The 25568-nt window shown below is 64.0% G+C and carries 26 protein-coding genes and 3 tRNA genes; 13 read left to right on the top strand and 16 right to left on the bottom strand.

Annotation, left to right across the window (positions count from 1 at the left end; all coding sequences use genetic code 11):
* Positions 1–12: 12 nt before the first annotated feature.
* From J5J09_RS10215 to J5J09_RS10200, 4 genes are all read right to left on the bottom strand, one after another.
* Positions 13–318: an ETC complex I subunit gene (locus J5J09_RS10215; protein ID WP_208549827.1), complete on the bottom strand. Its 306-nt coding sequence runs from the start codon at positions 316–318 to the stop codon at positions 13–15.
* A gap of 93 nt (positions 319–411) precedes the next feature.
* Positions 412–488, bottom strand: a tRNA-Pro gene (locus tag J5J09_RS10210).
* Between the two features lie 91 nt (positions 489–579).
* Positions 580–1059, bottom strand: a complete 480-nt coding sequence (locus tag J5J09_RS10205) for a DUF192 domain-containing protein (RefSeq protein WP_246745824.1) — start codon at positions 1057–1059, stop codon at positions 580–582.
* 8 nt (positions 1060–1067) lie between these two features.
* Positions 1068–1646 (bottom strand): cold-shock protein, encoded by a 579-nt coding sequence (locus J5J09_RS10200; protein ID WP_208549825.1) that lies wholly within the window; start codon positions 1644–1646, stop codon positions 1068–1070.
* 187 nt (positions 1647–1833) lie between these two features.
* Between J5J09_RS10200 and gloA the strand changes: the two genes are divergently transcribed.
* The 5 genes from gloA to J5J09_RS23020 all read left to right on the top strand — a co-directional run bounded on the left by gloA (position 1834) and on the right by J5J09_RS23020 (position 5122).
* A complete protein-coding gene (gene gloA, locus J5J09_RS10195; RefSeq protein WP_208549824.1) occupies positions 1834–2274 on the top strand; it encodes a lactoylglutathione lyase in 441 nt (146 codons plus the stop codon).
* Positions 2275–2363: 89 nt separating this feature from the next.
* A complete protein-coding gene (locus tag J5J09_RS10190; protein WP_208549822.1) occupies positions 2364–2897 on the top strand; it encodes a hypothetical protein in 534 nt (177 codons plus the stop codon).
* Between the two features lie 172 nt (positions 2898–3069).
* Positions 3070–3144: transfer RNA gene (locus J5J09_RS10185), tRNA-Glu, on the top strand.
* Between the two features lie 226 nt (positions 3145–3370).
* A complete protein-coding gene (locus tag J5J09_RS10180; RefSeq protein ID WP_208549821.1) occupies positions 3371–4189 on the top strand; it encodes a sugar phosphate isomerase/epimerase family protein in 819 nt (272 codons plus the stop codon).
* A gap of 123 nt (positions 4190–4312) precedes the next feature.
* Entirely contained in the window at positions 4313–5122 is an 810-nt protein-coding gene (locus J5J09_RS23020; RefSeq protein WP_348646438.1) for a hypothetical protein, read from the top strand.
* An 87-nt stretch (positions 5123–5209) separates the two neighbouring features.
* Here J5J09_RS23020 and J5J09_RS10170 read toward each other — a convergent pair whose 3' ends face one another.
* From J5J09_RS10170 to J5J09_RS10155, 4 genes are all read right to left on the bottom strand, one after another.
* Positions 5210–6130, bottom strand: coding sequence for a methylenetetrahydrofolate reductase (locus J5J09_RS10170; protein WP_348646437.1), 921 nt, complete (start codon positions 6128–6130; stop codon positions 5210–5212).
* Positions 6131–6185: 55 nt separating this feature from the next.
* Positions 6186–7034: a formyltetrahydrofolate deformylase gene (gene purU, locus J5J09_RS10165; RefSeq protein WP_208549818.1), complete on the bottom strand. Its 849-nt coding sequence runs from the start codon at positions 7032–7034 to the stop codon at positions 6186–6188.
* Positions 7035–7257: 223 nt separating this feature from the next.
* A complete protein-coding gene (locus J5J09_RS10160) occupies positions 7258–8667 on the bottom strand; it encodes an aminomethyltransferase family protein (protein WP_208549816.1) in 1410 nt (469 codons plus the stop codon).
* A 113-nt stretch (positions 8668–8780) separates the two neighbouring features.
* Positions 8781–9518, bottom strand: a complete 738-nt coding sequence (locus J5J09_RS10155) for a GntR family transcriptional regulator (protein ID WP_208549815.1) — start codon at positions 9516–9518, stop codon at positions 8781–8783.
* Positions 9519–9807: 289 nt separating this feature from the next.
* On the opposite strand from J5J09_RS10155, the gene J5J09_RS10150 reads away from it, so the two are divergent.
* Positions 9808–9882 (top strand) — tRNA-Glu (locus tag J5J09_RS10150).
* A gap of 29 nt (positions 9883–9911) precedes the next feature.
* Here J5J09_RS10150 and recJ read toward each other — a convergent pair.
* From recJ to J5J09_RS10125, 5 genes are all read right to left on the bottom strand, one after another.
* Positions 9912–11714, bottom strand: coding sequence for a single-stranded-DNA-specific exonuclease RecJ (gene recJ / locus J5J09_RS10145; RefSeq protein ID WP_208549810.1), 1803 nt, complete (start codon positions 11712–11714; stop codon positions 9912–9914).
* 128 nt (positions 11715–11842) lie between these two features.
* A complete protein-coding gene (locus J5J09_RS10140; RefSeq protein WP_208549808.1) occupies positions 11843–12043 on the bottom strand; it encodes a hypothetical protein in 201 nt (66 codons plus the stop codon).
* Positions 12044–12216: 173 nt separating this feature from the next.
* Entirely contained in the window at positions 12217–13539 is a 1323-nt protein-coding gene (locus J5J09_RS10135) for a homoserine dehydrogenase (RefSeq protein ID WP_208549807.1), read from the bottom strand.
* A 66-nt stretch (positions 13540–13605) separates the two neighbouring features.
* The gene (locus J5J09_RS10130; protein ID WP_208549805.1) at positions 13606–14823 is read right to left on the bottom strand and encodes an LL-diaminopimelate aminotransferase; all 1218 of its coding nucleotides are present in this window, start codon (positions 14821–14823) and stop codon (positions 13606–13608) included.
* Between the two features lie 212 nt (positions 14824–15035).
* On the bottom strand, positions 15036–15449 hold the full coding sequence (locus tag J5J09_RS10125; protein ID WP_208549804.1) for an SHOCT domain-containing protein: 414 nt from the start codon (positions 15447–15449) through the stop codon (positions 15036–15038).
* Positions 15450–15652: 203 nt separating this feature from the next.
* Here J5J09_RS10125 and phaC point away from each other — a divergent pair, with 203 nt between their 5' ends.
* From phaC to radC, 4 genes are all read left to right on the top strand, one after another.
* Positions 15653–17446: a class I poly(R)-hydroxyalkanoic acid synthase gene (phaC, locus tag J5J09_RS10120; RefSeq protein WP_348646481.1), complete on the top strand. Its 1794-nt coding sequence runs from the start codon at positions 15653–15655 to the stop codon at positions 17444–17446.
* Positions 17447–17644: 198 nt separating this feature from the next.
* On the top strand, positions 17645–18379 hold the full coding sequence (gene sfsA, locus J5J09_RS10115; RefSeq protein ID WP_208549798.1) for a DNA/RNA nuclease SfsA: 735 nt from the start codon (positions 17645–17647) through the stop codon (positions 18377–18379).
* A gap of 20 nt (positions 18380–18399) precedes the next feature.
* The gene (gene map, locus J5J09_RS10110; protein ID WP_208549795.1) at positions 18400–19236 is read left to right on the top strand and encodes a type I methionyl aminopeptidase; all 837 of its coding nucleotides are present in this window, start codon (positions 18400–18402) and stop codon (positions 19234–19236) included.
* Between the two features lie 4 nt (positions 19237–19240).
* Positions 19241–20068: a DNA repair protein RadC gene (gene radC, locus J5J09_RS10105; protein ID WP_208549786.1), complete on the top strand. Its 828-nt coding sequence runs from the start codon at positions 19241–19243 to the stop codon at positions 20066–20068.
* Between the two features lie 4 nt (positions 20069–20072).
* Here radC and phnF read toward each other — a convergent pair whose 3' ends face one another.
* Positions 20073–20846, bottom strand: coding sequence for a phosphonate metabolism transcriptional regulator PhnF (gene phnF, locus J5J09_RS10100; protein WP_208549784.1), 774 nt, complete (start codon positions 20844–20846; stop codon positions 20073–20075).
* 17 nt (positions 20847–20863) lie between these two features.
* Positions 20864–22030, bottom strand: a complete 1167-nt coding sequence (locus J5J09_RS10095) for an alpha-D-ribose 1-methylphosphonate 5-triphosphate diphosphatase (protein ID WP_208549780.1) — start codon at positions 22028–22030, stop codon at positions 20864–20866.
* Positions 22031–22150: 120 nt separating this feature from the next.
* On the opposite strand from J5J09_RS10095, the gene J5J09_RS10090 reads away from it, so the two are divergent.
* The 3 genes from J5J09_RS10090 to phnE all read left to right on the top strand — a co-directional run bounded on the left by J5J09_RS10090 (position 22151) and on the right by phnE (position 24619).
* Complete coding sequence (locus J5J09_RS10090) at positions 22151–23008, top strand: PhnD/SsuA/transferrin family substrate-binding protein (protein ID WP_208549777.1); 858 nt, start codon at positions 22151–22153, stop codon at positions 23006–23008.
* Positions 23009–23088: 80 nt separating this feature from the next.
* Complete coding sequence (locus J5J09_RS10085) at positions 23089–23835, top strand: ATP-binding cassette domain-containing protein (protein ID WP_246745823.1); 747 nt, start codon at positions 23089–23091, stop codon at positions 23833–23835.
* Complete coding sequence (gene phnE / locus J5J09_RS10080; protein WP_208549772.1) at positions 23828–24619, top strand: phosphonate ABC transporter, permease protein PhnE; 792 nt, start codon at positions 23828–23830, stop codon at positions 24617–24619. Before J5J09_RS10085 ends, phnE begins: the two co-directional genes overlap by 8 nt.
* Positions 24620–24657: 38 nt before the next feature.
* Here phnE and J5J09_RS10075 read toward each other — a convergent pair whose 3' ends face one another.
* The gene (locus J5J09_RS10075) at positions 24658–25566 is read right to left on the bottom strand and encodes a helix-turn-helix domain-containing protein (RefSeq protein ID WP_208549771.1); all 909 of its coding nucleotides are present in this window, start codon (positions 25564–25566) and stop codon (positions 24658–24660) included.
* Positions 25567–25568 lie beyond the last annotated feature (2 nt).

Here is a 25568-nt window from a genome sequence, read left to right as displayed (position 1 = left end):
GCCATTCGACGCTCAGTGCGTCCACGGCTGGAGGCGACTGTAGCGGAAATTGTCTGTGTAGGAGACGACCTGGCGGTTGGCTTCCTTCGGCGGGATGACGCGGTAGTCGATGCCGTTGCGCTTGGCGTAGGCTTCTGCCTGTTCCTGCGTCTCGAAGGTCAGCTTGACCTGCTGCAGCGTGTCCGCCGATGTCGTGTAGCCCATGATCGGGTCGATCTTGCGCGGCACCGACTGGTCGAATTCGAGAACCCAGAGATGGGTCTTGGCCTTGCCGGACTGCATGGCGGTCTTTGCGGGGCGGTAGATCTTGGCGGACATTCGCGTGGGCTCCAAACACACTTCAGGGTCACGGTATCCCATGCCGGACGCCAAGGACATCCCGCCCGACCGCGGCCTCAGCCGCGATGCGAGTGGTCGGAGTGGAGAGATTCGAACTCCCGACCCTCTGGTCCCAAACCAGATGCGCTACCAGACTGCGCTACACTCCGTCTCTCGGGTCCGTGCCGGAATACACGGTTCATGGTGCCGTCGCAACCGCTAAAATCCGGTTGCCGACACGAAAGATGTGGCGAAATTTTTCTATTCGGACGCCGGCCGGATCGCCTCGCCGCTCAGCCTGTCGCCCTTGGCGATTCCGAGCGCCGCGCTGCGGCCGCCATTGATTTCGAGCACGTAACGAACATCGTCGCCGGAATAGATCAGGTCGTCCGACTGGGGCTTGGTGTTCTCCGCGATCTTGAGGATCGTTCCGTCGTCGCCGACGAAGAGCATGTCCAGCGACAGCGGCGTGTCGCGCATCCACATCGTGACTGGCCGCGCTTCGCCGAAGTCGAACAGCATGCCGGAATCGGGATCGAGCTCGGTGCGGTTCATCAGTCCCTGCGCCCTCTCGGACGGCGTAACGGCCAGCTCCACGGAAAAATCATGGCTGGCGCCGGCCGCCGTGCTGATCGTGATCGTGCTCGTGGCGGCCGAGGAAGCACCGCTGCCGATGAGGACGGTGAAAACTACCAACGAAAAAAGCGCAACGAGTGCGCTTCCAACGTAAATCCTGCGCATGATCGCCATCAATGCGCCCGTGCTGCCGGGCCGGGATTATCAGGATGGATTTCAGCGGCCATCAGGCCCTTTTCGCCGGGTCCGAAACGCACCAGCACCGTCTGGCCGGGACGCAGTTCGGTGAGGCCGAAGCGGCGCAGCGTTTCCATGTGAACGAAGATGTCCTCGGTGCCCTCGCCGCGTGTCAGGAAGCCGAAGCCCTTGGTGCGATTGAACCACTTGACGATGACGCGTTCCAGCCCGCTGGTCGGCACCACCTGCACGTGGGTGCGCATCGGCGGCATCTGGGATGGATGGATCGCGGTTGACTGGTCCATGGAGAGAATGCGGAAGGCCTGGTAGCCGCGTTCGCGCTTCTGGATCAGGGCGACGATGCGGGTTCCCTCGAGAATGGTCTGGTAACCGTCGCGCCTGAGGCAGGTCACGTGCAGCAGCACATCCTGCATTCCATTGTCCGGAACGATGAAACCGAAGCCCTTGGCGACGTCGAACCACTTGACGACACCGGTGATTTCGATCAGATCGACCGGCTCACTGGAGAGATCCTCGATATCAGCGAGCCCCTTCTCTGACATCCTGTTCGCCATGTCCTTCAGCCCCTCGGTAACGCGTCACTCAGGCAACAGTTAACTGATTCTTGACAGACAGATTAACATTCCGAGAACGGTCGGGCGCAAGCCCTAGTTTGAAATATACCCAAGTGCTTTTGTGCGCGCCCTGCCTTGCTCCAGGCTGTCGCGTGCTCCATATCGTAACAGCAAACCGGAGGACGACATGCGTTATCTGCACACCATGGTCCGTGTTAAGGACCTCGATGCTTCCCTGCACTTCTATTGCGACCTTTTCGGTCTTCAGGAGGTCAGACGTTTCGAAAACGAGAAGGGCCGTTTCACCCTCGTCTTTCTCGCTGCCAAAGACGACATGGATGCTGTCAGGGCCGGCCTCGCCCCGTGCCTGGAACTCACCTACAATTGGGACACGGAAGACTATACCGGCGGGCGCAATTTCGGCCACCTCGCCTATCAGGTCGACGACATCTACGCGATCTGCCAGAAGCTGATGGATAATGGCGTGACGATCAACCGCCCGCCGCGTGACGGCCACATGGCCTTCGTGCGTTCGCCGGACGGCATTTCGATCGAAATCCTGCAGAAGGGCGCCGACCTGCCGCCGCAAGAGCCCTGGGCCTCCATGCCGAACACCGGCGCCTGGTAAGCCCCCGCCTCGCGCAAGCTTCGCGCCCGACAATGGGCGAAATGCATCCGGATCGTCGACGCTCCCGGCGTGACCCTCCGGATGCCTGCTTGAACGGGGTTCTCAACATGCAGATCATCTCTACCGGAACGAGGCTCGCCGCCACACTCGCGCTTGGCCTCATCACCTGCGGCTGCACGACGACGGCCAAAGACCTGCTCGGTCTCGAGCCGGGCGGCGACATGGCCGCGAACGAACCGGCCGCGGATGCCGCAACGGGTAAAAAACCCGGCAAGAAGGGTTATGTTGACCCAATGGTGGTGAATGCGTCCGGCGAGGCAGAGCCGATCGACGAGACCGCCGATGCCGCAGCCATGACCCAGCCCGTTCCTGGCGATCCGTCGCAGGTCGGCGAGGTGGTGATGCAGCCGACGCAGGTCGCGGCCGGCCAGTCCAGCATCTTCTCCGCCCAAGGCGCCGCCGTTGCAGAGGCCGCGCCGCGCGCACCGGAAACGCCTGCGAGCCTCGTTCCGACCGGCGTGCCGCAACACGGCTACAACGCCGCCGTGGCAAGCCTGTTCAGTGCGCCGGCACCCGCCCAGCCACCGATTTACCCGGAGACCGCGACGGTGGTGGAAGAATAGCGAAAGCAGCGGCGAACGGCAGCCCAGCGGAACAGCTAGCCGTTTGTTATTGTTCGAGAATACTGAGAGTGCCAGACGTCCCCACGCCTGTCATATTTTTTGCAAGAAAGCGCAATTTTGCGCTTGCGGGAACGTCAAGCCCTGACTATAAGGGCGCCACCACGAAGCGCACGCGCCCTTCGTCTATCGGTTAGGACACCAGATTTTCATTCTGGGAAGAGGGGTTCGACTCCCCTAGGGCGTGCCACTTCTTCTTCCGTACATTCTCCAAGTATAGACCACCGGCGGCACATGGCGCTCGGGACAAATTGTTTTCACACCGGTTTAACGGTGGCGAAATCCTGATGTCATACAGGTGATGTAATCCGTCCGGCAGCGTGCGCGCGCCGGTCTCCCTCTTGTTCCACCGGTCCGCATGTATCCTCTCCGCCGGCGCTTTCGCGAAGGCCATCCAGATACGATCGGAGCCCAGCATGACCACCCTGCCCGTCGTCGGCGCCGCCATGACGCTGAAAAGCCTCGAGCTTCACCGCGACTGGCTGATCGCACATCAGCGAGATCTGGAACTGCAGGACTTCGTCATGGCCGATGTGCTGAACGGCGACTGGATGCCTCGGGTCGAGCAGGCGAAAAGGCTGCTCGACGGACATACCGGCAGGGTCGGCATCCACGGCCCCTTCTGGGGCTTCACAATCGATTCGGAGGACCCGGACGTGCGTGCGGTCGCCACCCGACGGATCGACCAGGGCCTTTCCGTCTGCGAGGCGCTCGGCGCCACCCACATGGTGATCCACAGCCCGTTCACGGCCTGGTCCTACAACCACATCCTGAACGAGCGGAAAGAGTTTTACGCCATCATCGAACGCTGCCACCAGACCATCGGCGCGGCGGTGAAGCGGGCCGAGGACATCGGCTGCGAACTCGTGATCGAGAACATCGAGGACAAGGACCCGGCTCAGCGCATCGCGCTCGCCGACAGCTTCAACTCTCCGGCCGTCTCTGTCTCGGTCGACACCGGACACGCCCACTATGCCCACGGTTCGACGGGCGCTCCGCCGGTCGACCACTATATCCGCATTGCCGGCGCGCGGCTGAAGCACGTGCATCTGCAGGATGCGGACGGTTATGGCGACCGGCACTGGAGCCTCGGGGAAGGCAGCATTCTCTGGCACAGCGTGTTTGCGGCGCTTAGCGAGACCGACAGTTGCCCGCGCCTGATCATCGAGCTGCGCGACCACAGCAAGATCCCCGCCTCCGCCGCCTATCTCGCCGGGCTCGGACTGGCGATCTGAGCGCGCGCAGGTATCCCCAACAATGGGCCAGCGGGTGGCGTTTGCCCCTCTAATCTCCGGTTGAAAAAGCGCTTGTTGCGCTATAGCGATGGCGCGTTTCTATACGCATTCAGGGAGGCACCCGTGGCCAAGATAACCGTCAGTTCCCGCTTTGGTCTCGATATCAGGGACATCAATTTCAGCTACCTCTACGAAGCGAATTCGTTCACCTCGACCAGCACCCTTTTCCGCGCCAATTACGGTGGCGGTGCCGCGGACGAGTTCCGGGGCACCGGTTTCCGCTACAATTCGCAGGGCGAGCCGATCGCCGGAACGATCACCAGCTATGCCGGGCTCAGCGGCAGCACCAAGGTGTTCGCGCTGGAAAGCTTTTCCCTCGCCGCCACGAAGATCGTCGCCGCCGCACGCACCACATCGACCGCAGACGACGTGAAGCTGATGGCGAGCGTGCTGAGCGGCAACGATACCTTCAAGGGCGGCAACGCGACTGACTTCATACGCATGTACGCCGGCAACGACACCATTCTCGGGAATGGCGGCAATGACAGCCTCTATGGCGGCAGCGGTAACGACAAGATCACCGGCGGGGCCGGCCGCGACAAGCTCTACGGCGAAAGCGGCAGCGACACGTTCATCTTCAAGTCGCGTGCCGACAGCACTGTTTCTTCTTCGGGACGCGACACGATCTACGATTTCACCAGCGCAGACACCATCGACCTGGCCGGGATCGACGCGAACACCAACATTTCCGGCAACCAGGGCTTCAGCTTCATCGGCACCAAGGCCTTCACCGGCAGGTCCGGCGACCTTCGCTACGAGAAGAAGGCGTCCGACACCTATATCTATGGCGACGTCAACGGCGACAAGGTCGCCGACTTCGCCATTCATCTCGATGACGCCGTGACGCTCTCCAAGGGCGACTTCATTCTCTGATCGACCGATACGGGATCGAAGACGCGACAAATGAAAAAGGCGGCAGGGTGATGCCCTGCCGCCTTTGTTTCATGCCGCGGCCGCGGTTTATTCCGCCGGCTTTCCATCCACCTGCGCGTTGGCCCAGTCGGTCGAGGCCGAAATGCCGCCCAGCGGGAAGAAGTGCAGTTGTTCGATCAGGCTGTCCTTCTCGGTCGCCAGATAGGCCGACATGTCGGTCAACACCTCCGTCGGCTCATAGGGCAGCATCAGCTTGGTGAGATCCATGGCGCGCTTCTGCAAAACCTTCAGCGACGGCCCGACGCCGCAGGCGACGGCGAATTTCAGCATGGTCTGCAGCTTGGCGGGACCGGCGATGCCGAGATGGATCGGCAGCGTGATGCCGGCGGCGCGCAGACGACGATCCCAGGCGATGATCGGCTCGGCGTCGAAGGCGAACTGGGTAACGATCGCCATCTCGGCGTCGGTGCGCTCTGAATACTTCTGCTTCCACTGCAAGGCTTCGTCGACCACCTTCGACGATCCGTCCTTGTCGATGTCCTTGTTGCCCTCCGGGTGGCCGGCGACATGCAGACGCTTGAAGCCGTGGCGATCGAACAGGCCGGTTTCCAGCATCTGCATGGAATTGTCGAAGCTGCCGGCCGGAACCGACACGCCGCCGCCGAGCAGAAGCGCCTGGTCGACACCCGCCTCGCCTTGGTATCGCTTGATCCAGTCCTCAAGAACAGCAGCGCTGTCGATGATGCGGGCCGGGAAATGCGGCATGACCGGGTAGCCTTCACCGGCGATGCGCTTGGCGGTCGCGACCATGTCCTCGATCGGCGTACCCTCGATATGGGCGATGTAGACCCGCGTGCCCTTCGGCAGTAGCGCCCGGAAATCCTCGACCTTCGCGGCGGTTCGCGGCATCACCTCGATGGAATAACCTGACACGATGTCGCCCAGCGACGGCTGTTCCGGCGCCGCGGCCTTGCTGCCCTCGGTAAAACGTTTCAACAAGCTGCGCACGTCCGGCCTCCTCGTTCAAAATGTGCCGATGTCTGCATGGGGTAGACCTCCCGTCTCACCGTCCGAAAACAACCGTTTTACGACCGTTCAACAACACACGATCTTCCAGATGATAGGAAACGGCGCGTGCCAGAACGCGGCGTTCGATGTCGCGGCCTTTACGGACGAGGTCATCCGGCGTGTCCTGATGCGTCACGGTCTCCACGTCCTGGGCGATAATCGGCCCTTCATCGAGATCGCCGGTCACATAGTGCGCCGTCGCGCCGATCATCTTCACGCCCCGCTCGTGCGCCTGGTGATAGGGCTTGGCGCCCTTGAAGCCGGGCAGGAAGCTGTGATGGATGTTGATGCAGCGACCGGCAAGATAAGCCGACATCTCGTCGGAGAGAATCTGCATGTAGCGGGCGAGCACGACGAGTTCGGCGCCGCTCTCTTCTATCACCGCCCTGATCCGCGCTTCCTGCTCGGTCTTGGTCGCCGGTGTGATCGGCAGATGATGATAGGGCAGACCATTGTGCAGTGTCAGGTTCAGCGCCGAACTCGGATGGTTGGACACGATCCCGACGCACTCCATGTTCAGTTCGCCGATGCGCATGCGGTAGAGCAGATCGCCCATGCAGTGATCGAATTTGGAGACGAGGATCAGCACCTTGCGCTTCTCGTCGGCGGCGCGCAGCGTCCATGTCAGGTCGAAGCGCGACAGCTCGCCGTCCAGCGCCCGGCGCAACGGCTCCACCGTCCCGCCGAGCGAAAATGCGACACGCATGAAAAAGCGGCCGGTCTCCTGGTCGTCGAACTGCTGCGCCTCGTGAATGTCGCCGCCGGCGTTGAAGAGGCTGGTGGTGACGGCGGAGACGATCCCCGGCCGGTTGACGCAATGCAGTGTCAGCACATGCTTGCTCATCATGTCCTCGAAAATTGTCGCGCAGGCAAAGAGCTCCAGATCCCGCCGAACAAGCGCGGCCGGTCGCACATCCGCTGCCGCGGCCCGTCCCGTCTCATCTCAACTGTCGGCGCGACCGCCTCAGTTCGGGCGGACACCATCGCCGCCCGGCGCCGCGCGGGAGGCATGGTCCGGGCCGCATCGGGCGGCCCGGATCGATCACATCAATGTAAGATCGTCGGGATCAGGCGTTCTTCTTCGTGCGCCAGCTCTCGGCGTAGCTCTCGCGGGCCTGGCGCGCATAGGGCGTGGGAGAGACGCGAACGCGGATTTCCGTCTGCCGGTGCTTCTCCGTAGACGTCTTGCCTGTCGTTTCCGGCTCGCCCCACAGCATGGTGAGAACGTCGCCTTCCTGCACCGACTGGTCGACCACGCCGAGCGACAGCACGCAGCGCTCGTTGTAGGAATAGCCGTTGAACATCGACATGCCGACCATCTTGCCGTCGCGCATGACCATGTCGGCGCTGGTGGAGGCATAGTTCGGCTGCGGGAAGTCGATCCACTTGTAGGGAATGCCGTCCTCGAAGCCCGACGCGATGACCTTCAGCACGTCCTCGCGGTTCCACTCGAAGGTGACCTTCTTGCGGTTATTTGCACCCTTCATCTTCTCGAGCGCTGCTTTGCCGATGAAGTCGGACTTCTTCCAGCCGATATAGAAGTCATAGCCGAGTTCGAACGGGTTGACGTAGTAATCCTCGATATTGTCGGAGACATACGAGCCGCCAATGGAGCCAGCCGCCTCGTAGGAGTCGGCACCGAGCCACTGGCGGTATTCGGCCAGCATGCCGTCACCGGTATAGATGCCCGGCAGCGGCGACGGAATCCAGCCGGATTCCAGCGTGTTGGTGGAATAGGCGCGGCTGCCGCAGCGGACGAGATCGACGCCCGCGTCCTTGGCTGCCTGCAGGATGCAGGAGAGGATGTAGTTTTTGTCCTCATACGGACCCCAGATTTCGAGGCCCGGAGCACCCGACATGCCGTGGCGCAGCGCCTGCACCTTCTTCGAGCCGATGTTGATCCAGTCGACATGGAAGAACTTGATGTCGGGGATCGGTCCGCCATTCATCTTCTCGAAGATCTTCGGGGCTTCCGGACCCTGGATCTGGTAGCGGTAGTGGGTGCGCAGGACGCGTTCGCCTTCGGGGCGCGACGGCGAACGCGGGTCATGCTTGATGCGGACGTTCCACTTGCCATAGGCGGCGCAGAACAGAAGCCAGTTGGAGGTCGGCGCGCGTCCGACGAGGATGAACTTGTCCTGGCGTTCGCGGAAGATGATGTGGTCGCCGATCACATGGCCGGCCGGGGTCACCGGAACGAAGTGCTTGGCCCGGTTGAGATCGAAGTTGGCAAACGAGTTGATGCCGTGGTGGCTGAGGAATTCCTCGGCCTGCGGACCTTCGACGATCAGTTCGTCCATGTGGTGCGACTGGTCGAACAGGACCGCGCCGTCGCGCCAGGCCTGCTGCTCCACGCGCCAGTTGGAAAATTCCGGCGCCACCACCGGGTATACATACATGCCGATTCTCGAATTACGCAGCATGCGTACCGCATTGCCGGAATCCTTGATTACCGCTTCCAGACTGGACGTTGCCATGGTTTCTCCTCCCAAAGGCCTTCGTTGAATGTATACATTACTGCATCAAGACGCGACCATGCGCAAGAGGGTTTTCACCTCACCTTGAGTCAAGCCGCACGGTCAAGGCGCCCTCAGTTGACCACGAGCGCCAGGCTCGGCACGCGGTAGAAGAGGCTCGCATCGCCGCCGAGCGCATGCTCGAGGTTCTGCCGTGTGGCGCGAGCGTGTTCGCGGGCGATTGCTTCGGCTCGCGATCCTTCCCGCGCTGCGATGGCCGCGACAATCGCACGGTGCTCGGACTGGCCCACATGCAGCGACCTGCTGAAGGCGGCATTGTCGGCCCGGTCCGGCACGAAGGCGGACGGCGAGGCAAACGGCAGCCGCGACGCGCGCTCGATTTCACGCGCCAGTACGTCGCTGCCCGGCAGCTCCGCCAGTGCCTTGTGAAACCTGGCGTTCAGTGCCGCATAGCCTTCGAAATCGACCTCGTTCGGCCACTGGCCGACGCAGGCATCGAGCCTGTTGACGATATCCTGCAGGCTGGCCAGCGCGGAGGCGCGCACGCCCCGTTCAGCGGCAAGGCGCGCAGCCGTGCCTTCCAGCACGCCTCTGAGCTCGATCGCATCGATCACGTCGGCAATGGTGAAGCGGCGGACGACGAAACCGCCGCTGCGGCCGCGCTCCAGCAGCCCCTCCTCCGCCAGGCGCGACATGGCATCCCTGAGCGGGGTGCGCGAGATTTCGAGCTCCTCGGCCAGCGGCACCTCCAAAAGCCGCGTGCCGCCCGGCAGTTCGCCGGACAGGATTTTCTTGCGCAACTCGATCACCGTGCGCGTCGCGTGCGTATTGCCGCCCTCTTCCTTCGCCATTCCGACCCTCCCACCGGTCCGTCGCCGACTGTCTACGCGCCGCGCCGACAGTCGCCTCTGTATACATAGCCAATTCGAAGAATTTGTCCACGCGCCGCCCTACCCACCAGGTCAAGCCTCCAGGATACAGGATGTATACAGAGACTGCTCCTGTCGATAGCCGATGACCCAGGCCTCTCGGCCGCTCCGGCAAGGCCTATGAAGAAGATGCCAAGAAGATGAAAAACGCGTTTTTTGCGCTTGCGGGAACGTCAAGCCCTGACTATAAGGGCGCCACCACGAAGCGCACGCGCCCTTCGTCTATCGGTTAGGACACCAGATTTTCATTCTGGGAAGAGGGGTTCGACTCCCCTAGGGCGTGCCACTTCTCTTTCTTCAAAACGAAAAGACATATCACCCTGCCGGTGCAGCGTCCGTCACGCGCAGTTGCACGCGTCTTGATCCCTGCCAGAGATCGGCGCTCAGCGAGCCTGCGACATGCAGAAGGTTGCCGCGGGAGGCGAGCAGGAGCGTGCCGAGGTCGGTGTCGGCGACGCGGAAGGCGATGCCGTCGAGGCGGGAGCCGTCCTGGCCCTCCAGCGTCACCTTCACATGGGTCGTGCCGACGGGCCTTGCATCGCGGACGCGATGGGCGGGCAGCGCGAAGACCGGTTGCGGATGGCCCGATCCGTAGGGTCCGGCCGTTTCCAGCGTGTCGACGAGATTGAGCGTCGCGCCGGACGCGCCGAGCGCGCCGTCGATCTTCAGCGTCTGGCCTGCCACGAGCTCGCTCACCTGGCGCTCCGCCTTCTCCTCGAAGAAGGCGCGTAGCGCTCCGAGCTTCGCTTTTTCCACCGTCAGCCCCGCCGCCATGGCATGGCCTCCCCCCTTCACCAGCAGCCCCTCGTCGACGGCGGCGCGCACGACGCGGCCAAGGTCGAAACCGCTGATCGAGCGACCGGAGCCGGTGCCCTTGCCATTGGGATCGAAGGCGATGGCGAAGGCCGGGCGTTGAAAGCGTTCCTTCAGCCGCGCGGCGAGCAGTCCGACGATTCCAGGGTGCCAGTTCTCGCGCGCCGTCACGATGATCGCAGCACCCTCGGCATTGCCGTATTCGGCCAACGCCTCGGCCTCCGCCTCCTGCAGCATCACCGTTTCCATCGCCTGCCGTTCCCGGTTCAATTCGTCGAGCCGGTTGGCGATCTCCTCGGCCGAAGCGGCGTCGTCGACCGTCAGCAGGCGGCTGCCGAGTGCTGCGTCGCCGATGCGGCCGCCGGCATTGATGCGCGGACCGACGAGGAAGCCGAAATGATAGGGGGTTACGGGACCGCCGATGCCGGCAACCTTCAGAAGCGCCGCAAGCCCGGCGTTCTGCTGGTGGCGGGCGGCGATCAGGCCCTTCACCACATAGGCGCGGTTCAGCCCCTTCAGCGGCACCACGTCACAGACGGTCGCGAGCGCCACGAGATCGAGCAGCGACAGCAGATCCATGCTCGCCGCCATTTGGTGCGCCTTCTGTCGTAGCCGGCGCAGCGTCGCCACAAGCACCAGATAGACGACACCGGCAGCACAGAGATGGCCCTGGCCCGACAGGTCGTCCTCGCGGTTGGGATTGACGAGCGCCAGACAGGGCGGCAGCTCGTGGCCGAGCTGGTGGTGGTCGATGACAAGCACCGGTACGCCCCGTTCGGCGGCAACCGCCAGCGACTCGTGGCTGGTCGAGCCGCAATCGACCGTCACGATCAGTTGCGCGCCGCGGTCGATCAACTGGCCGATCGCGGTCGGGTTCGGTCCGTAGCCTTCGAAGATGCGGTCGGGAATGTAGATCTCGGCGGTCACGCCGAAGTGCCGCAGGAAGCGGAACATCAAGGCGGACGAGGCCGCGCCGTCGACATCGTAGTCGCCGAAGATGGCGATCCTTTCGCCCTTTTCCACCGCCTCGGCCAGCCGTTCGGCGGTTGCCTCGCAATCGGTCAGGCGCGACGGGTCGGGCATCAGCGAGCGGAGCGTCGGATCGAGAAAACCCGGCGCCTCGTCGACGCCGACGCCGCGACCGGCAAGAACACGCGCGACGAGTTCCGGAATTCCGTGAACCTGGGTCATCGCCAGCGCCCGGTTCTGCGCGGCCTGGTCGGCACGCGACGTCCACCGGCGCCCGGTGACCGAACGTTCGACGCCCAGAAAGGCGCGCGGCACCGGATCGACGGCTTCCGTCATCTTACCTGGTCTCCACAGGACGAGCCGGTCTGGATATCACAAACCGGCGAACGGACGGCAACCCTGCGCCGTCTTCATAATCCTGTCATCGCCAAGGCCTAGGTAAAAGTAAAGTCCGGAAACGGTTGTCAGGATACGAACGCCAGACAGCCGGCGAGCGGGGCGAAGAGCATGGCCGCCACCATCACGATGACCGACCAGTTCCGCTTGCCCTCGAAGTCGTCGTCCTCCGAATACTGGTCGCTAAGGGGCTGCGATATGCGCCTGTCAGCCGTACGGTAGTCGTTGAAATCGACGACGCGCACGTCCTCTTTTCTTTGAGATCTCATCCAGGCTCCTCCCAAACCCCAGAAAATATCTGGAAACCATATCGGGAAAGATGCAGGGACGCGAGGGAACTGTCCCAAATTTGGTCGAATTTTATCAAATTTGGACGTTGCGCTGCCCGATATGATGTAATCGCGCCACAATATCGGCGCGATTGCGGGAGTAACCAGCGGGTTTAGACCGTCTTTGGACGCTCGATGCGAATCACCTGCGGTTCGCCGACGAGGTAACCCTCGGTCTTGATCGAGGCCACGGCCTTGCGCACCGAGGCTTCCATCGTCGCGTGGGTGACCAGGATGATGGTCTGCGGCTCGCCTTCGGCATGCTGTTTCTTGGAGCGCTGCATGATCGATTCCAGCGAAATTCCGTTCTCCGCCATCTTCGAAGCGATGCTGGCAAAGACACCCGTGCGGTCCTGCACCGTGAGGCGGATGAAATAGCCTCCCTCGTGGCTCTGCATTTCCGCCTGGCGATAGGTTTCCAGCAGGTGGGCCGGACGTCCGAAAGCCGGAACGCGCTGGGCGCCGGGGCGGCTCTTGGCGATGTCGGTGATGTCGCCGAGCACGGCGGATGCCGTGGCATTGCCGCCGGCGCCCGGACCGACCATCAGCAGTTCGCCGAGAATATCGGATTCGATCGCCACCGCATTGGTGACGCCGTCGACCTGCGCGATGACGGAATCATACGGCACCATGGTCGGGTGCACGCGCTGCTCGATCCCGGTTTCGGTCTTCTGGGCGACACCCAGAAGCTTGATCCGGTAGCCGAGATCGGCGGCGGCATGGATGTCGTCGATCGAGATGTTGGAAATGCCTTCCAGATAGATATCGTCGGCAGCGATCTTGTTGCCGAAGGCGAGCGTCGTCAGGATCGCCAGCTTATGAGCGGTATCATTGCCCTCGATGTCGAAGGTCGGATCGGCTTCAGCGTAACCCAGCCGCTGGGCCTCCTTCAGGCAGGCCTCGAACGAGAGGCCCTCCTTCTCCATGCGGGTCAGGATGTAGTTGCAGGTGCCGTTCATGATGCCGTAGACGCGGCTGAAGGTATTGCCGGTCAGGCTCTCGCGCATGGTCTTGATGACCGGAATGCCGCCGGCGACCGCGGCCTCGTAGTTCAGGAGCGCGCCCTTTTCTTCCGCCGTCTTCGCCAGTTCCACGCCGTGGCGGGCAAGAAGCGCCTTGTTGGCGGTCACGACATGGACGCCACGGGCAAGTGCGGCGCGAACCGACTTGTCGGCAGCACCCTCTGCACCGCCCATCAGCTCGACGAACACGTCGATGTCGGCACCGGCGGCCATGTCGACGGCATCGTCGAACCAGGTGATGCCGGAGAGATCGACGCCGCGGTCGCGGGTGCGGTCGCGGGCCGAAACCGCCGTGATCGTAATGCCCCGGCCACAGGCCACCGCCAGTTCGTTGCCGCGCTGCTGCAGGATGCGGACGAGCGAGGCGCCGACCGTCCCTAGTCCCGCAATGCCAATTTTAAGGGCATCCGCCATGATCAATCCTGAAATGTCTTCATGCTGCTTGGAAAGGCGGCCCCGGACGGAGCCGCCGGGGAAGGCTCAACGGTGGGCGTTGAGCGAAATGACGTTGTGCATCGTCTCGTCGGCGGTCGACAGGAACTTCTTGATGTTCCTTGCGGCCTGGCGGATGCGGTGCTCGTTCTCGACAAGCGCGATACGCACGTAGTCGTCGCCCATCTCGCCGAAGCCGATACCCGGCGCTACGGCAACATCGGCCTTTTCGACGAGCAGCTTGGAGAATTCCAGCGAACCGAGATGACGGAATTTCTCCGGGATTTTGGCCCAGGCGAACATGGTCGCGGCCGGCGGCGGAACCTCGAAACCGGCCTTGCCGAAAGCGTCGACCAGGACGTCACGGCGACGCTTGTAGGTGGCGCGGACCTCGGCGATGTCGGAACCGTCGCCGTTAAGCGCATGCGTGGCCGCCACCTGGATCGGCGTGAAGGCGCCGTAGTCGAGATAGGATTTCACGCGGGCGAGTGCGGAGATCAGCCGTTCGTTGCCGACGGCAAAGCCCATGCGCCAGCCGGGCATGGAGAAGGTCTTCGACATCGAGGTGAACTCGACGGCAACATCGACGGCACCCGGCACCTCAAGGATCGACGGCGGCGGCGGGCCGTCGAAGTAGATTTCCGAATAGGCGAGGTCCGAGAGCACGATGATGTCGTGCTTGCGGGCGAAGGCGACGACTTCCTTGTAGAAATCGAGGCTCGCCACGTGGGCGGTCGGGTTGGACGGATAGTTGACGATCAGCGCCAGCGGCTTCGGGATCGAGTGGCGCACGGCGCGCTCGAGCGGCGGGAAGAAGCTGTCGTCGGGCTCGACCGATATCGAGCGGATCACGCCGCCGGTCATCAGGAAGCCGAAGGCATGGATCGGATAGGTCGGGTTCGGGCAGAGGATGACGTCGCCGGGCGCCGTGATCGCCTGCGCCATGTTGGCGAAACCTTCCTTGGAGCCAAGGGTCGCCACAACCTGCGTATCCGGGTTGAGCTTCACGCCGAATCGGCGGGCATAATAGGCGGCCTGGGCGCGGCGCAGGCCCGGAATGCCCTTGGAGGACGAATAGCGGTGCGTGCGCGGGTCCTGGACCACTTCGCAGAGCTTGTCGACGATCGCCTGGGGCGTCGGCAGGTCGGGGTTGCCCATGCCAAGGTCGACGATGTCGGCGCCACCGGCTCGCGCGCTCGCCTTCAAACGGTTGACCTGTTCGAAAACGTAGGGCGGCAGGCGCCTGACTTTGTGAAACTCTTCCATCTCTTTCCCCGTGGAACGGCGCGGCGACCGGCCGCGTGCGGTGGGTTCGCTCCCGTGTTTTGCGATCGGCCTGCCGCGAACCGCTTGAGCCCGGTCGATCCTTCCATCCGTCGCACCGCAGTGCGGCGCAATTCGGACATGCGGCCGCGAAACATTCAACCTGGCGACAGCAACTCTCGTGCTTTGCGTCCAAATGCCGTGAAACGCAAGCGTTAATTGGCGATCGCCGCCTCGGCGTCGACCCCATGCTGGGCGGCGAGCTTGCGCAAAATCTGCAGCTGCCGCCGGTAATCCGCCTCCGAGACAGTGCCGGCCTTGCGCGCCCGCGACAACGCCGAAAGACGGGCTGAAATCGAGGCCGCGTCCTCATCGGTGAGCTGCGTGTTGGCGGCGGTCAGGGGCTCGGCAAAGGTCGGATAGCCATCCGGATCAACCGCGGCCTGGCGCGCCGGCTCGTCCTCGTCCCGCACCGTCACCTGGGCGGAGGGCGACATCTGCACAGACGGGTCACGCGCCGGACGGTCGGACGCGCAGCCACCGGCGACCATCGCAAGCGCCAGAACGGCGGCGGTGCCGTAGCCGGTCGTGTTCGAGCGGCGGAGAATCGAAAGCGCGCGTGTCACCATGTCTGTCCCGTCCAAATCCCCGGAAAAAACCGTCCGCCGGGGCCATATCCTCGCCCAAAGACCATGCTTTGGTCATGCTGGAACTTCTAGCTGTTTTGCGCGAGAATGTGCAAATACAAATCACAGAAGAAAAGACTGCCGGGGAGGAGCACGTGAGCGAGCAGAAGGAGACGGGGCAGGCATCGGCAAGCGGTCGGCCGGCGATCGACCCGGCGCTGATCGAGCCCTACATCGTGAAGGACCCGCAGGCGATGGCGATGAATGCCGCCCGGGCACTCGAAAACCTCGGCAAGGCGGCCTCGGAATGGCTCCGCCCGCGCGAAACCGGAGAGATCGTCGACCCGGTCGCCGAACCCGCGACCCAGATGATCAAGACGATGTCGAAGGTCGCCGAATACTGGATGAGCGACCCGAAGCGTACGGTCGAGGCCCAGTCGATGTTGCTCAACGAGCTCTTCGGCATCTGGATGAAAAGCCTGCAACGGCTCTCGGGCGAAGCACCGGCCGAATCGCCCGCCCCCGTCACCGACAAGCGCTTCAGCGACGAGGACTGGCAGAAGAACCCGTTCTTCGACTTTCTCCGACAGGCCTATCTGGCGATTTCCGCCTGGGCCGACAAGCTTGTGACGGATGCCGAGGGGCTCGACGAGCACACCCGCCACAAGGCCGCCTTCTACGTGCGGCAACTGACGGCGGCGCTGTCGCCGGCGAACTTCGTCACAACCAATCCGCAGCTCTATCGCGAGACGGTCGCCACAAGTGGCGCGAACCTGGTCAAGGGCATGCAGATGCTGGCCGAGGACATCGCTGCCGGACATGGCGATCTTCGAATCCGCCAGACCGATGCCTCGAAGTTCGAGGTCGGCCGCAACATGGCGGTCACTCCGGGCAAGGTGATCGCCCAGAGCGAGATCTGCGAGGTGATCCAGTACGAGGCCTCAACCGAGACGGTGCTGAAGCGCCCTCTCCTCATCTGCCCACCGTGGATCAACAAGTTCTACATCCTCGACCTCAACCCGCAGAAAAGTTTCATCAAGTGGTGCGTCGACCAGGGCCACACCGTGTTCGTGATCTCCTGGGTCAATCCGGACGAGCGGCACGCGATGAAGGGCTGGGAGGACTACATCCGCGACGGCGTCGACTTCGCGCTCGACACGATCGAAAAGGTCACCGGCGAGCGGGAGGTGAACGCGATCGGCTATTGCGTCGGCGGCACGCTGCTCTCGGCAGCACTCGCCCTTCACGCGAAGGAAGGCAACACCCGGATCGCCAGCGCAACGCTCTTCACGACCCAGGTCGACTTCACCCATGCCGGCGACCTCAAGGTGTTCGTCGACGAGGAACAGCTCGACGATCTGGAAGAGCGCATGCGCGCGGCGGGTTATCTCGACGGCTCGAAGATGGCGCAGGCCTTCAACATGCTGCGCGCCTCCGAGCTGATCTGGCCCTATTTCGTCAACAACTACCTGAAGGGCCAGGACCCGATGCCCTTCGACCTTCTCTACTGGAATTCCGATTCCACCCGCATGGCAGCCGCCAACCACTCCTTCTACCTGCGCAACTGCTACCTCAACAACAACCTCACCAAGGGCAAGATGACGCTTGCCGGCAAAAAGATCTCGCTGAAGGACGTCAAAATCCCGATCTACAATCTCGCCACCCGCGAGGACCACATCGCGCCGGCGAAATCCGTCTTCGTCGGCTCCGGCTTCTTCGGCGGCCCGGTCACCTACGTGCTCTCGGGCTCCGGCCACATCGCCGGCGTCGTCAATCCGCCGGACAAGAAGAAATACCAGTACTGGACCGGCGGCGCTCCTGTTGGTGACTACGAGGACTGGCTGGTCAAGGCCAAGGAAACCGCCGGCTCCTGGTGGCCGCACTGGCAGACCTGGATTGAGGCGCTCGACGCCGATCGGGTCCCCGCCCGCAAACCCGGCGGCGGCGCCTTGAACGCCATCGCCGACGCGCCGGGGAGTTATGTGCTGGAGAGGGTGTAGCCAACCTGCCCCTCATCCGGCTGCCGCCACCTTCTCCCCGCGAGCGGGGAGAAGGGACGTGTGGCACGGTCGGCGCTCCATCTCCCTTCTCCCCGTCCGGACGGGGAGAAGGTCCCGGCAGGGGGATGAGGGCAAATGCCAACCCTTCCGCAATTAGCTGAATTTGCCGCCTCCCTCAAAACCCGCTAATCCCTTCCCATGCTCTTCTCCCCGCCGCTCGTTCCGGCCACGCTCATCCGCCGCTACAAGCGCTTTCTGTTCGACGCGGTGCTTGAGGACGGCTCTGAAATCACCGGGTTCTGCCCGAATACCGGCTCGATGCTGGGCCTGACCGCGCCCGGCTCGCGCATCTGGCTCTCCGATCACCTCGGCTCGGCGCGCAAGCATCGCTATGCCTTCGAGCTGATCGAGGCGGACGGGACGGTGGTCGGCGTTCACGCAGCACTCGCCAACCGGCTCGGCGAGGAGGCGATCCGGGCGGGGATGGTCGCCGATCTCGGCACCTACGAGACCATCCGGCGCGAGCAGCGTTATGCCCGCAACTCCCGCATCGATTTCCTGCTCACCTCGCCCGGCCGGCCCGACGCCTATGTCGAGGTCAAGAACGTGCACTTCACCCGCGTTCCGGGGCTGGCCGAATTCCCCGATACCGTGACCGATCGCGGCGCGCGGCATCTGGCGGATCTGGCCGAGATGGTCGCGGCGGGGCACCGGGCGGTGATGCTCTATGTCGTCCAGCGAGACGATTGCGAACGCCTGAAGCTTTCGGGCGATCTCGATCCGGCTTATGCGGCGGCCTTCGCGCTCGCGGTCGCGGCGGGCGTCGAGGCCTATGCCGTCAATTGCCGCGTCAGCCCGAGCGAAATCGCGCCGAAAGGCCCGATCGCCATGGACGAACCGGCCCTTGCTGCATTAAGTACGAGACAAGCCTGAAATTTAGCGAAAGCACCCCTATGGTGAACTATATCGACGCGGCAACCGCGCCGCTCAAGAATACCGGCGCGATCCGGCTCTATGGCAGCGAGGATTTCGACGGCATGCGCAAGGCCTGCCAGCTGACCGCCCGCTGCCTCGACGCGTTGGCCGATATCGTCAAGCCCGGCGTCACCACCAATGCGATCGACCGCTTCGTCTTCGAATTCGGCATGGACAACGGAGCCGTGCCCGCGACACTGAACTATCGCGGCTACACGCATTCGGTCTGCACCTCGATCAACCACGTCGTCTGTCACGGCATTCCCGACGACAAGCCGCTGCGTGACGGCGATATCGTCAATATCGACGTCACCTACCTGCTCGACGGCTGGCATGGCGATTCGAGCCGCATGTATCCGGTCGGCCAGATCAAGCGCGCCGCCGAGCGCCTGCTGGAAGTCACCCACGAATGCCTGATGCGTGGCATCGCCGCCGTGCGTCCCGGTGCGCGTACCGGCGCCATCGGCGAGGCGATCCAGACCTATGCGGAGGCCGAGCGCTGCTCCGTCGTGCGCGACTTCTGCGGCCACGGCGTCGGCCGCCTGTTCCACGACGCGCCGAACATCCTCCATTACGGCCGCGCCGACGAAGGCCCGGAAATGAAGGAAGGCATGATCTTCACCATCGAGCCGATGATCAATCTCGGCAAGCCGCATGTGAAGGTGCTCTCCGACGGCTGGACCGCCGTCACCCGCGACCGCTCGCTGACGGCGCAGTACGAACACACCGTCGGCGTCACGGCCACCGGCTGCGAGATCTTCACCCTCTCGCCAGCCGGCCTCGACCGGCCAGGCCTTCCGCCACTCCAGGGATGACAACATGGGACGGGACCCGCTCGACGCTCCGCAGGATGGTGACACCGCGTCCTCCGGCGCGGACGCGGGCCAGTCGATCATGGACGACCCGGCGGATGAGCGCGGCTTCTTCGCCGACCAGCCCGCCACGCCGAAAAAACCCGCTATCCCGGCAGCAGAAACCGAGCACTACCACGGCCACCGCGACCGTCTGAGAGACCGGTTCCGCGAAGCCGGAGACGGCGCGCTCGCCGACTACGAACTGCTGGAACTCCTGCTCTTCCGCCTGATACCCCGCCGCGACACCAAGCCGACCGCAAAGGCGCTTCTGGCGCGCTTCGGCACGCTTGCCGGCGTCATCGGCGCGCCGGTGCCGCTTCTGAAGGAAGTAAAGGGGGTGGGAGAGTCGGTCGCGACCGACCTCAAGCTGATCGCGGCGATAGCGCAGCGTATGCTCAAAAGCGAGCTGCGCGAAAAGCAGGTGCTCTCCTCCTGGTCAGCCGTCATCGACTACTGCCACACCGCCATGGCCTACGAGGACCGCGAGCAGTTCCGGATTCTCTTTCTCGACAAGCGCAATACGCTGATCGCCGACGAGGTGCAGGGCCGCGGCACGGTCGACCACACGCCGGTCTATACCCGCGAGGTGGTCAAGCGGGCGCTGGAACTCTCGGCCACCGCGCTGATCCTCGTGCACAACCACCCGTCCGGCGATCCGACGCCGTCCCGGGCCGATATCGAGATGACCAAGGAAATCATCGCCACCGCCAAGCCGCTCGGGATTGCCGTCCACGACCACATCATCATCGGCAAGGACGGCCATGCGAGCCTCAAGGGGCTCAGGCTGATCTGAAGCGTTAGTCCGACTTCGCCCCGAACACGAATTCGACCGAGGTCAGCGGCCAGCAGCCGGCGGTCCATTCGATCGTGCGGCCGTTGCCGTCTTCGTTGCGGGCGTTGAGATGAAACACCGGCGTCCCTGGTGTCAGCCGCAGGTTTTCCGCCTCCTCCGCCGTCGAGAAACCGCCGCTGATCCGTGTTTCGACCCGCCGGAAGGCGGCGATGCCGTTGGCGCGGAACACATCCGTCACCGACTGGCGCTCGGCGTAGACGGCCTCGAAATCGGCGAAGCGGTCGGCCGGGAAATACTTGTCGTTGACGTAGACCGGCTGGTCGCCGAGCAATCGCAGGCGGCGCAGGTGGATGATCCCTGCGCCCTCGCCGATCCGGAGCCGCGCCGCCAGTTCGGCGGTAGCGACCTCGCGGCGGATGAAGCGCGTGTCCGTGGTGATCGGGGCGCTGTGGGTCTCGATGTTTTCCCGGAACGGATGGCCGTCGCGGACGGAGAAGATCGCCGGCGGGCTACGCACGAAGATGCCGACGCCCTTGCGCGCCGTCAGGTGCCCCTCATTCTGCAGCTGCTGCAGTGCCTGACGCAAGGTAATGCGAGTGACGCCGAGGCTTGCGGCCAGATGCGTTTCTCCCGGCAACTGACTGCCAGGCCTCAATATTCCGCCTTCGATCAGCCCGAGGATATGGTCGCGGATCTGCTGCCAGATCGGCATGTCGCTGCGCGGACCGAAGACCAGTCCGTCGAAGGCGGCGAGCGGGATTTCAGGCGTGTCGAGCATGAGGTTTCCGGGTCCGGTCAGGCGGCGGCCGAGGCGGCCACGGATTCGGACGCTAGCAGAGTCGCGGCCGAATAGACGAGCCGTCCGCCGACAAAGGTCGCGACCACCTTGGGATAGCGCACATCCTTCGCATCGACCAGCACGATATCGGCGCGGCTTCCCTCCTCCAGACGGCCCCGGTCGGAGAGGCCGGCGGCGGCGGCGGCATTGGCGGAGACCAGTGCCCAGGCCTTCGCGAACCCCTCGTCCCCAGGTGACGCGAGCCGGAAGGCGGCGTGCAGCGGCGACGGATAGTGGTAGTCGGAGGCGAGCACGGTGCAAAGCCCGTCACGGATCGCCGTCGTCGCGTCGAGCGCGCCGTTGTGGCTGCCGCCGCGCACCACGTTCGGCGCGCCGAGGATCACGTGTTCGCCGGCCGAGCGCGCCTCAGCCGCCGTCTCCAGCGTCAGCGGAAACTCGGACGACACAACCCCCAGCGCCCGGAAATGCCGGCGCTCGTCGGGCGAGGCCTCGTCATGGGCGAGCAGCACGTTGCCGTTGTCGCGCGCGGCCATCGCCAGCCGTTCGATCGCGCCGGCCACCTCGTCGCGCCGCGCCCAGACGCTGTCGAGCAGGGCCATGTAGTCCTCGCGCGACAGCCCCGATCGCTCCGCCATCTGACCGATCTTGCGGGCGATCGTGCCCTTCAGCACCGAGCCCGTGGTGTGGTCGTTGAGCGCCACGACCGGTTTCGGATCGAGCGCCAGCCAGTCGATAACATGTGGCAGCGCGTCGAGCGCAAACGTCTCCCAGCGCAGGTGCAGGCGGGTATCGCAGGCAAGATGCGGGCGGGCGGCGAGAAGGGCCGTGACGAAATCCTCCGCCGCCTTCAGCGACCGCAGCCCCGGCTCCCACGAGACGGTGACGCCGTGAAAGGCCGTGGTGATGCCGTTCGCCACCAGCTGCCGGTCGGTGTCACGCAGTGCCAGCCCCACGTCGAAGCGCACGCCCGGACGCGGCATGATCTGCCGTTCGAAGCCGTCACCATGGATGTCGACGATTCCCGGCAGGACGAGCAGTCCCTCGGCGTCGATCTCGCGGCCGTCGGACGCCCGTCCGGACACCCTGCCCTCGTTGATGAAAAGGTCGGCGCGGTCGAGCCTTTCGGAGCCCAGCACGGCGCCGTTGCGGATGATCCAGTTCATGCTCGTCTCTCTGTGTCCGTTTTTCGGCTGCGGGCCCGCGAACTGTCACGTGCCCGTCACGTGTCGCCGCTAGGGATAGTCGCGGAAGATGTTCCTGTCTATACAGCAAAGGAAAATTTCATGATCCGCTCCCTTCTCGCAGCCTGCGCATTCTCATTGCTCTCCATCGCCCCGGCGGCGGCCGAGAGCGTCAAGTTCGCCGTCACCGACATCGAAGGCCTCGAAGCCCTGCAGCAGGAATTCGGCGGGTTCGAAAAGGCGCTCGAAGCGGCTACCGGCCTCGAAGTCGAGCTCTTCCCGGTCAGCTCGCGCACCTCGGCCGTCGAGGCCATGAACTCCGGACAGGTCGACCTCGTGCTCACCGGCCCCGCCGAATACGTCGTCATGAAGGAACTCGCCCAGCCGACGATCGTCGTCGCCTGGCAGCGTCCGGACTATTTTGCCCAGATCGCCGTTCTCGCCAACGGCCCGATCCGCTCGCTGGACGACCTGAAGGGCAAGAAGGTCTCCTTCGGCTCGGTCGGCTCCACCTCGCAGCATCTTGGCCCCGCCCAGGCGCTCACCGATTTCGGCCTCAAGTACAATGAGGACTACGAGCCCGTCATTCTCGCCCGCAACGTCGCGGCCGAAGCGCTGATCCGTGGCGACATTGCCGCCATCGGCCTCAATTTCGGCCACCTCAATTCCATCCGTGAAGCCTTTCCGGATGTCGCCTTCGCCGTTCTCGCCCGTGGCCGCGACCTGCCGAACGACATCCTCGTCGCCCGCAAGGATCTGTCGGACGAGGTCGTCACCAAGGTCCGCACCGCTTTCGCCGAAAAGGGCAACGACCTGATGGCCGCCGTTCTCCAGGGCGAGGACAACCAGAAATTCAAGGGCGGCTTCTTCCTGACCGAGGTCAAGGACAGCGACTACGACTACGTGCGCTCGATGTACCGCACGATCGGCGTCGACACCTTCAACGACTTCGTCAACTGAGCGGATCGCTCCCCATCCCGCCAATGGGCCGGCGCCCTCAGCGCCGGCCCCTCGTCATATCCGCAGAAAGAAGAGCCAAGATGGACGTCATCAGCACGCAGGGCCTGAAGAAGGGCTATCCCAATGGCAAACCGGTGTTTTCCGGGGTCGACATCCGCATTCGCGGCGGCGAGCGGGTCGCTCTGGTCGGCGCCAACGGGGTCGGCAAGTCGACGCTGCTCAAATGCCTGATCGGCCACACGCCGTTCTGCGAGGGCGAGATATCCACCCTCGGCGAAGCCTTCCGCAACGCCCCGAACGGCACGCAATTGAAGCGCATGCGCCAGCAGATCGGCTTCGTTTTCCAGAACCACGGCCTCGTGCGCCGGCAGTCAGTGCTGACCAATGTCGTGCATGGCAAGCTCGGCCTGCCCGGCAGCTGGCGTGCCTGGCACCAGGCGATCGCCGAGCGCGAAGCCCGCGAGGAGGCGATGGACGCGCTCGAGCAGGTCAAGCTCTCGCACAAGGCGACGTCGCGCGCCGACGAGCTCTCCGGCGGCCAGGCGCAGCGCGTCGCGATCGCCCGCGCGCTCGTGCGCAAGCCGAAGCTGATGATCGCCGACGAACCGGCCGCCAGCCTCGATCCGACGGCCGGCCGCGACGTGATGGCGCTGTTCTCGGACCTCGTCCGCGAAAAGGGCATCACCCTCGTCTACACGACCCACGACATGGACCATGCGCTGAGCTTCGCCGACAGGATCGTCGCGCTGAAGGCCGGCGGCGTGCATTTCGACCTGCCGGTCGCAGGTGTCGACCGCGAACGCCTGAACGGTGTGTTCCATGCGTGATGCCGTGCCCGCCCGCTTCTTCCGCGCCTCTCCCTTCACCTTCGCCCTTCTCGTCGCGTTCGGCGCCCTGCTGATTGTCTCGGCCACGCAGGTGGCACCGACGCCGAACCAGCTTCTGAACGGCATGCCGCGCATGGCGAACCTCGTCGAGCGCATGATGCCGCCGAGCCTCGAGCCCGGTTTCCTGATGCGCGTCACCTGGCGCACCATCGAAACGCTGCAGATCGCCTTCGTCGGCACCGTCATCGGCGTGTTGCTCAGCCTGCCCGTCGCCTGGCTCGCCTCGCGGACGCTCTCGCCGATCGGTCCGTTCCGTCACGTCTTCAAGGTGATGATCTCGCTGTTCCGCACCGTGCCCGACATGGTCTGGGCGCTGCTCTTCGTCGCCTCCATCGGGCTCGGCGCCGTCGCCGGCACCATGACCATCATCGTCGACACGATCGGCTTTTGCGGCCGCTTCTTCGCCGAAGCCATCGAGGATGCCGACAAGGAGCCGCAGGAGGCGCTGTTTTCCGCCGGCGCCGGGCGCTTCTCGGTGCTGTCGGGCGCCGTCGTGCCCGATATCATGCCGTCCTTGATCAACACCTCGCAGTTCGCGCTGGAAAAGGCCGTCCGCTCCTCCGTCGTGCTCGGCCTCGTCGGCGCCGGCGGCATCGGCCAGGAACTGAAGGTCGCCTTCGACCTCTTCCAGTACCGCAACGCCTCGACCATCATCCTGGTGATCTTCGCGATCGTTCTCGCGATGGAACTCGCCACCGACCGCCTGCGCCAGAAGGCACAGTGAAAAGCGATCGGCGGTGTTTCAGGTCGAGGCTGGCGCAGTTACGGCTGATACGGATGAAGCGAGGGGGAAACATCGCTGGGATTGTCCCCGAAGGTAGCGCGGAAAGCTTCGGCGAAATGCGCACGGGATGAATAGCCGACCGAAGCGGCGGCAACGCCGCTTCCGACCCCTTTGGCAATCAGCCGACGGGCGGCCTGCATTCTCTCCCGACGCAGTATCGCCGAAAATGACTGTCCCTCGGCGGCCAAGCGACGGCGCAACGTCGATTCCGACATTGCGAGGCGACGGGCCACGTCCGCCGCCGTCCAGGGTCGATCGAGCGCGGCACGCACCGTCCTCGCGACGCGTTCGGGAACAGACAAGCGAAACAGCGGCCGGGCGGCTGCTTCCCCGCGCAGCAAGGCGAAAAGCTCCAAAAGCCGCGCCGTCCGCACCGGTTCGGCGGCCGGCCCCATCGCGATTTTGCGCGCCGCATGCAGCATCGCGTCCACCAGGCCAGGGGTCAGGGGAATGGCGCAATCACCGCAGAGCGCACCGGGCGGTGCGTCCGGCTCCGGCAGGTCCGGAATCTTGTCCGGCTCGATCTCCATGATGAGAGATTGATAGACATTCACGCGCGGATCGGGCTCGTTGACAATGTCGAGCTCGATATTGGCGGGCAGCACGAAAACCGAACCGGCATCCAGTCGTTCGGTTTGCTCGCCCCTCCATATCTCCTTGCAACCCGACAGCACGATCCCCACGACAGGAAACCTCAGACGCACGGGCATCAACCGTTCCCGCGAGAGCGCACAATAAGAGAACAGCCCTGCCGCATGCAGGGTCACGCCCGGCGTACCGGACACACGAAAGCTTTCAAGTTCCGTCAGTAAACGGCGCGCCAGATTTGCCTTGGAGAACACTTGATCCATCATGGCCGCAAAATAGCAGCAGAGCCTGTCGGCCACAA

The sequence above is a fragment of the Ciceribacter sp. L1K22 genome (genome assembly GCF_017599385.1).
Classification (GTDB): domain Bacteria; phylum Pseudomonadota; class Alphaproteobacteria; order Rhizobiales; family Rhizobiaceae; genus Allorhizobium.
This window is presented reverse-complemented; position numbering and strand designations above follow the sequence as displayed.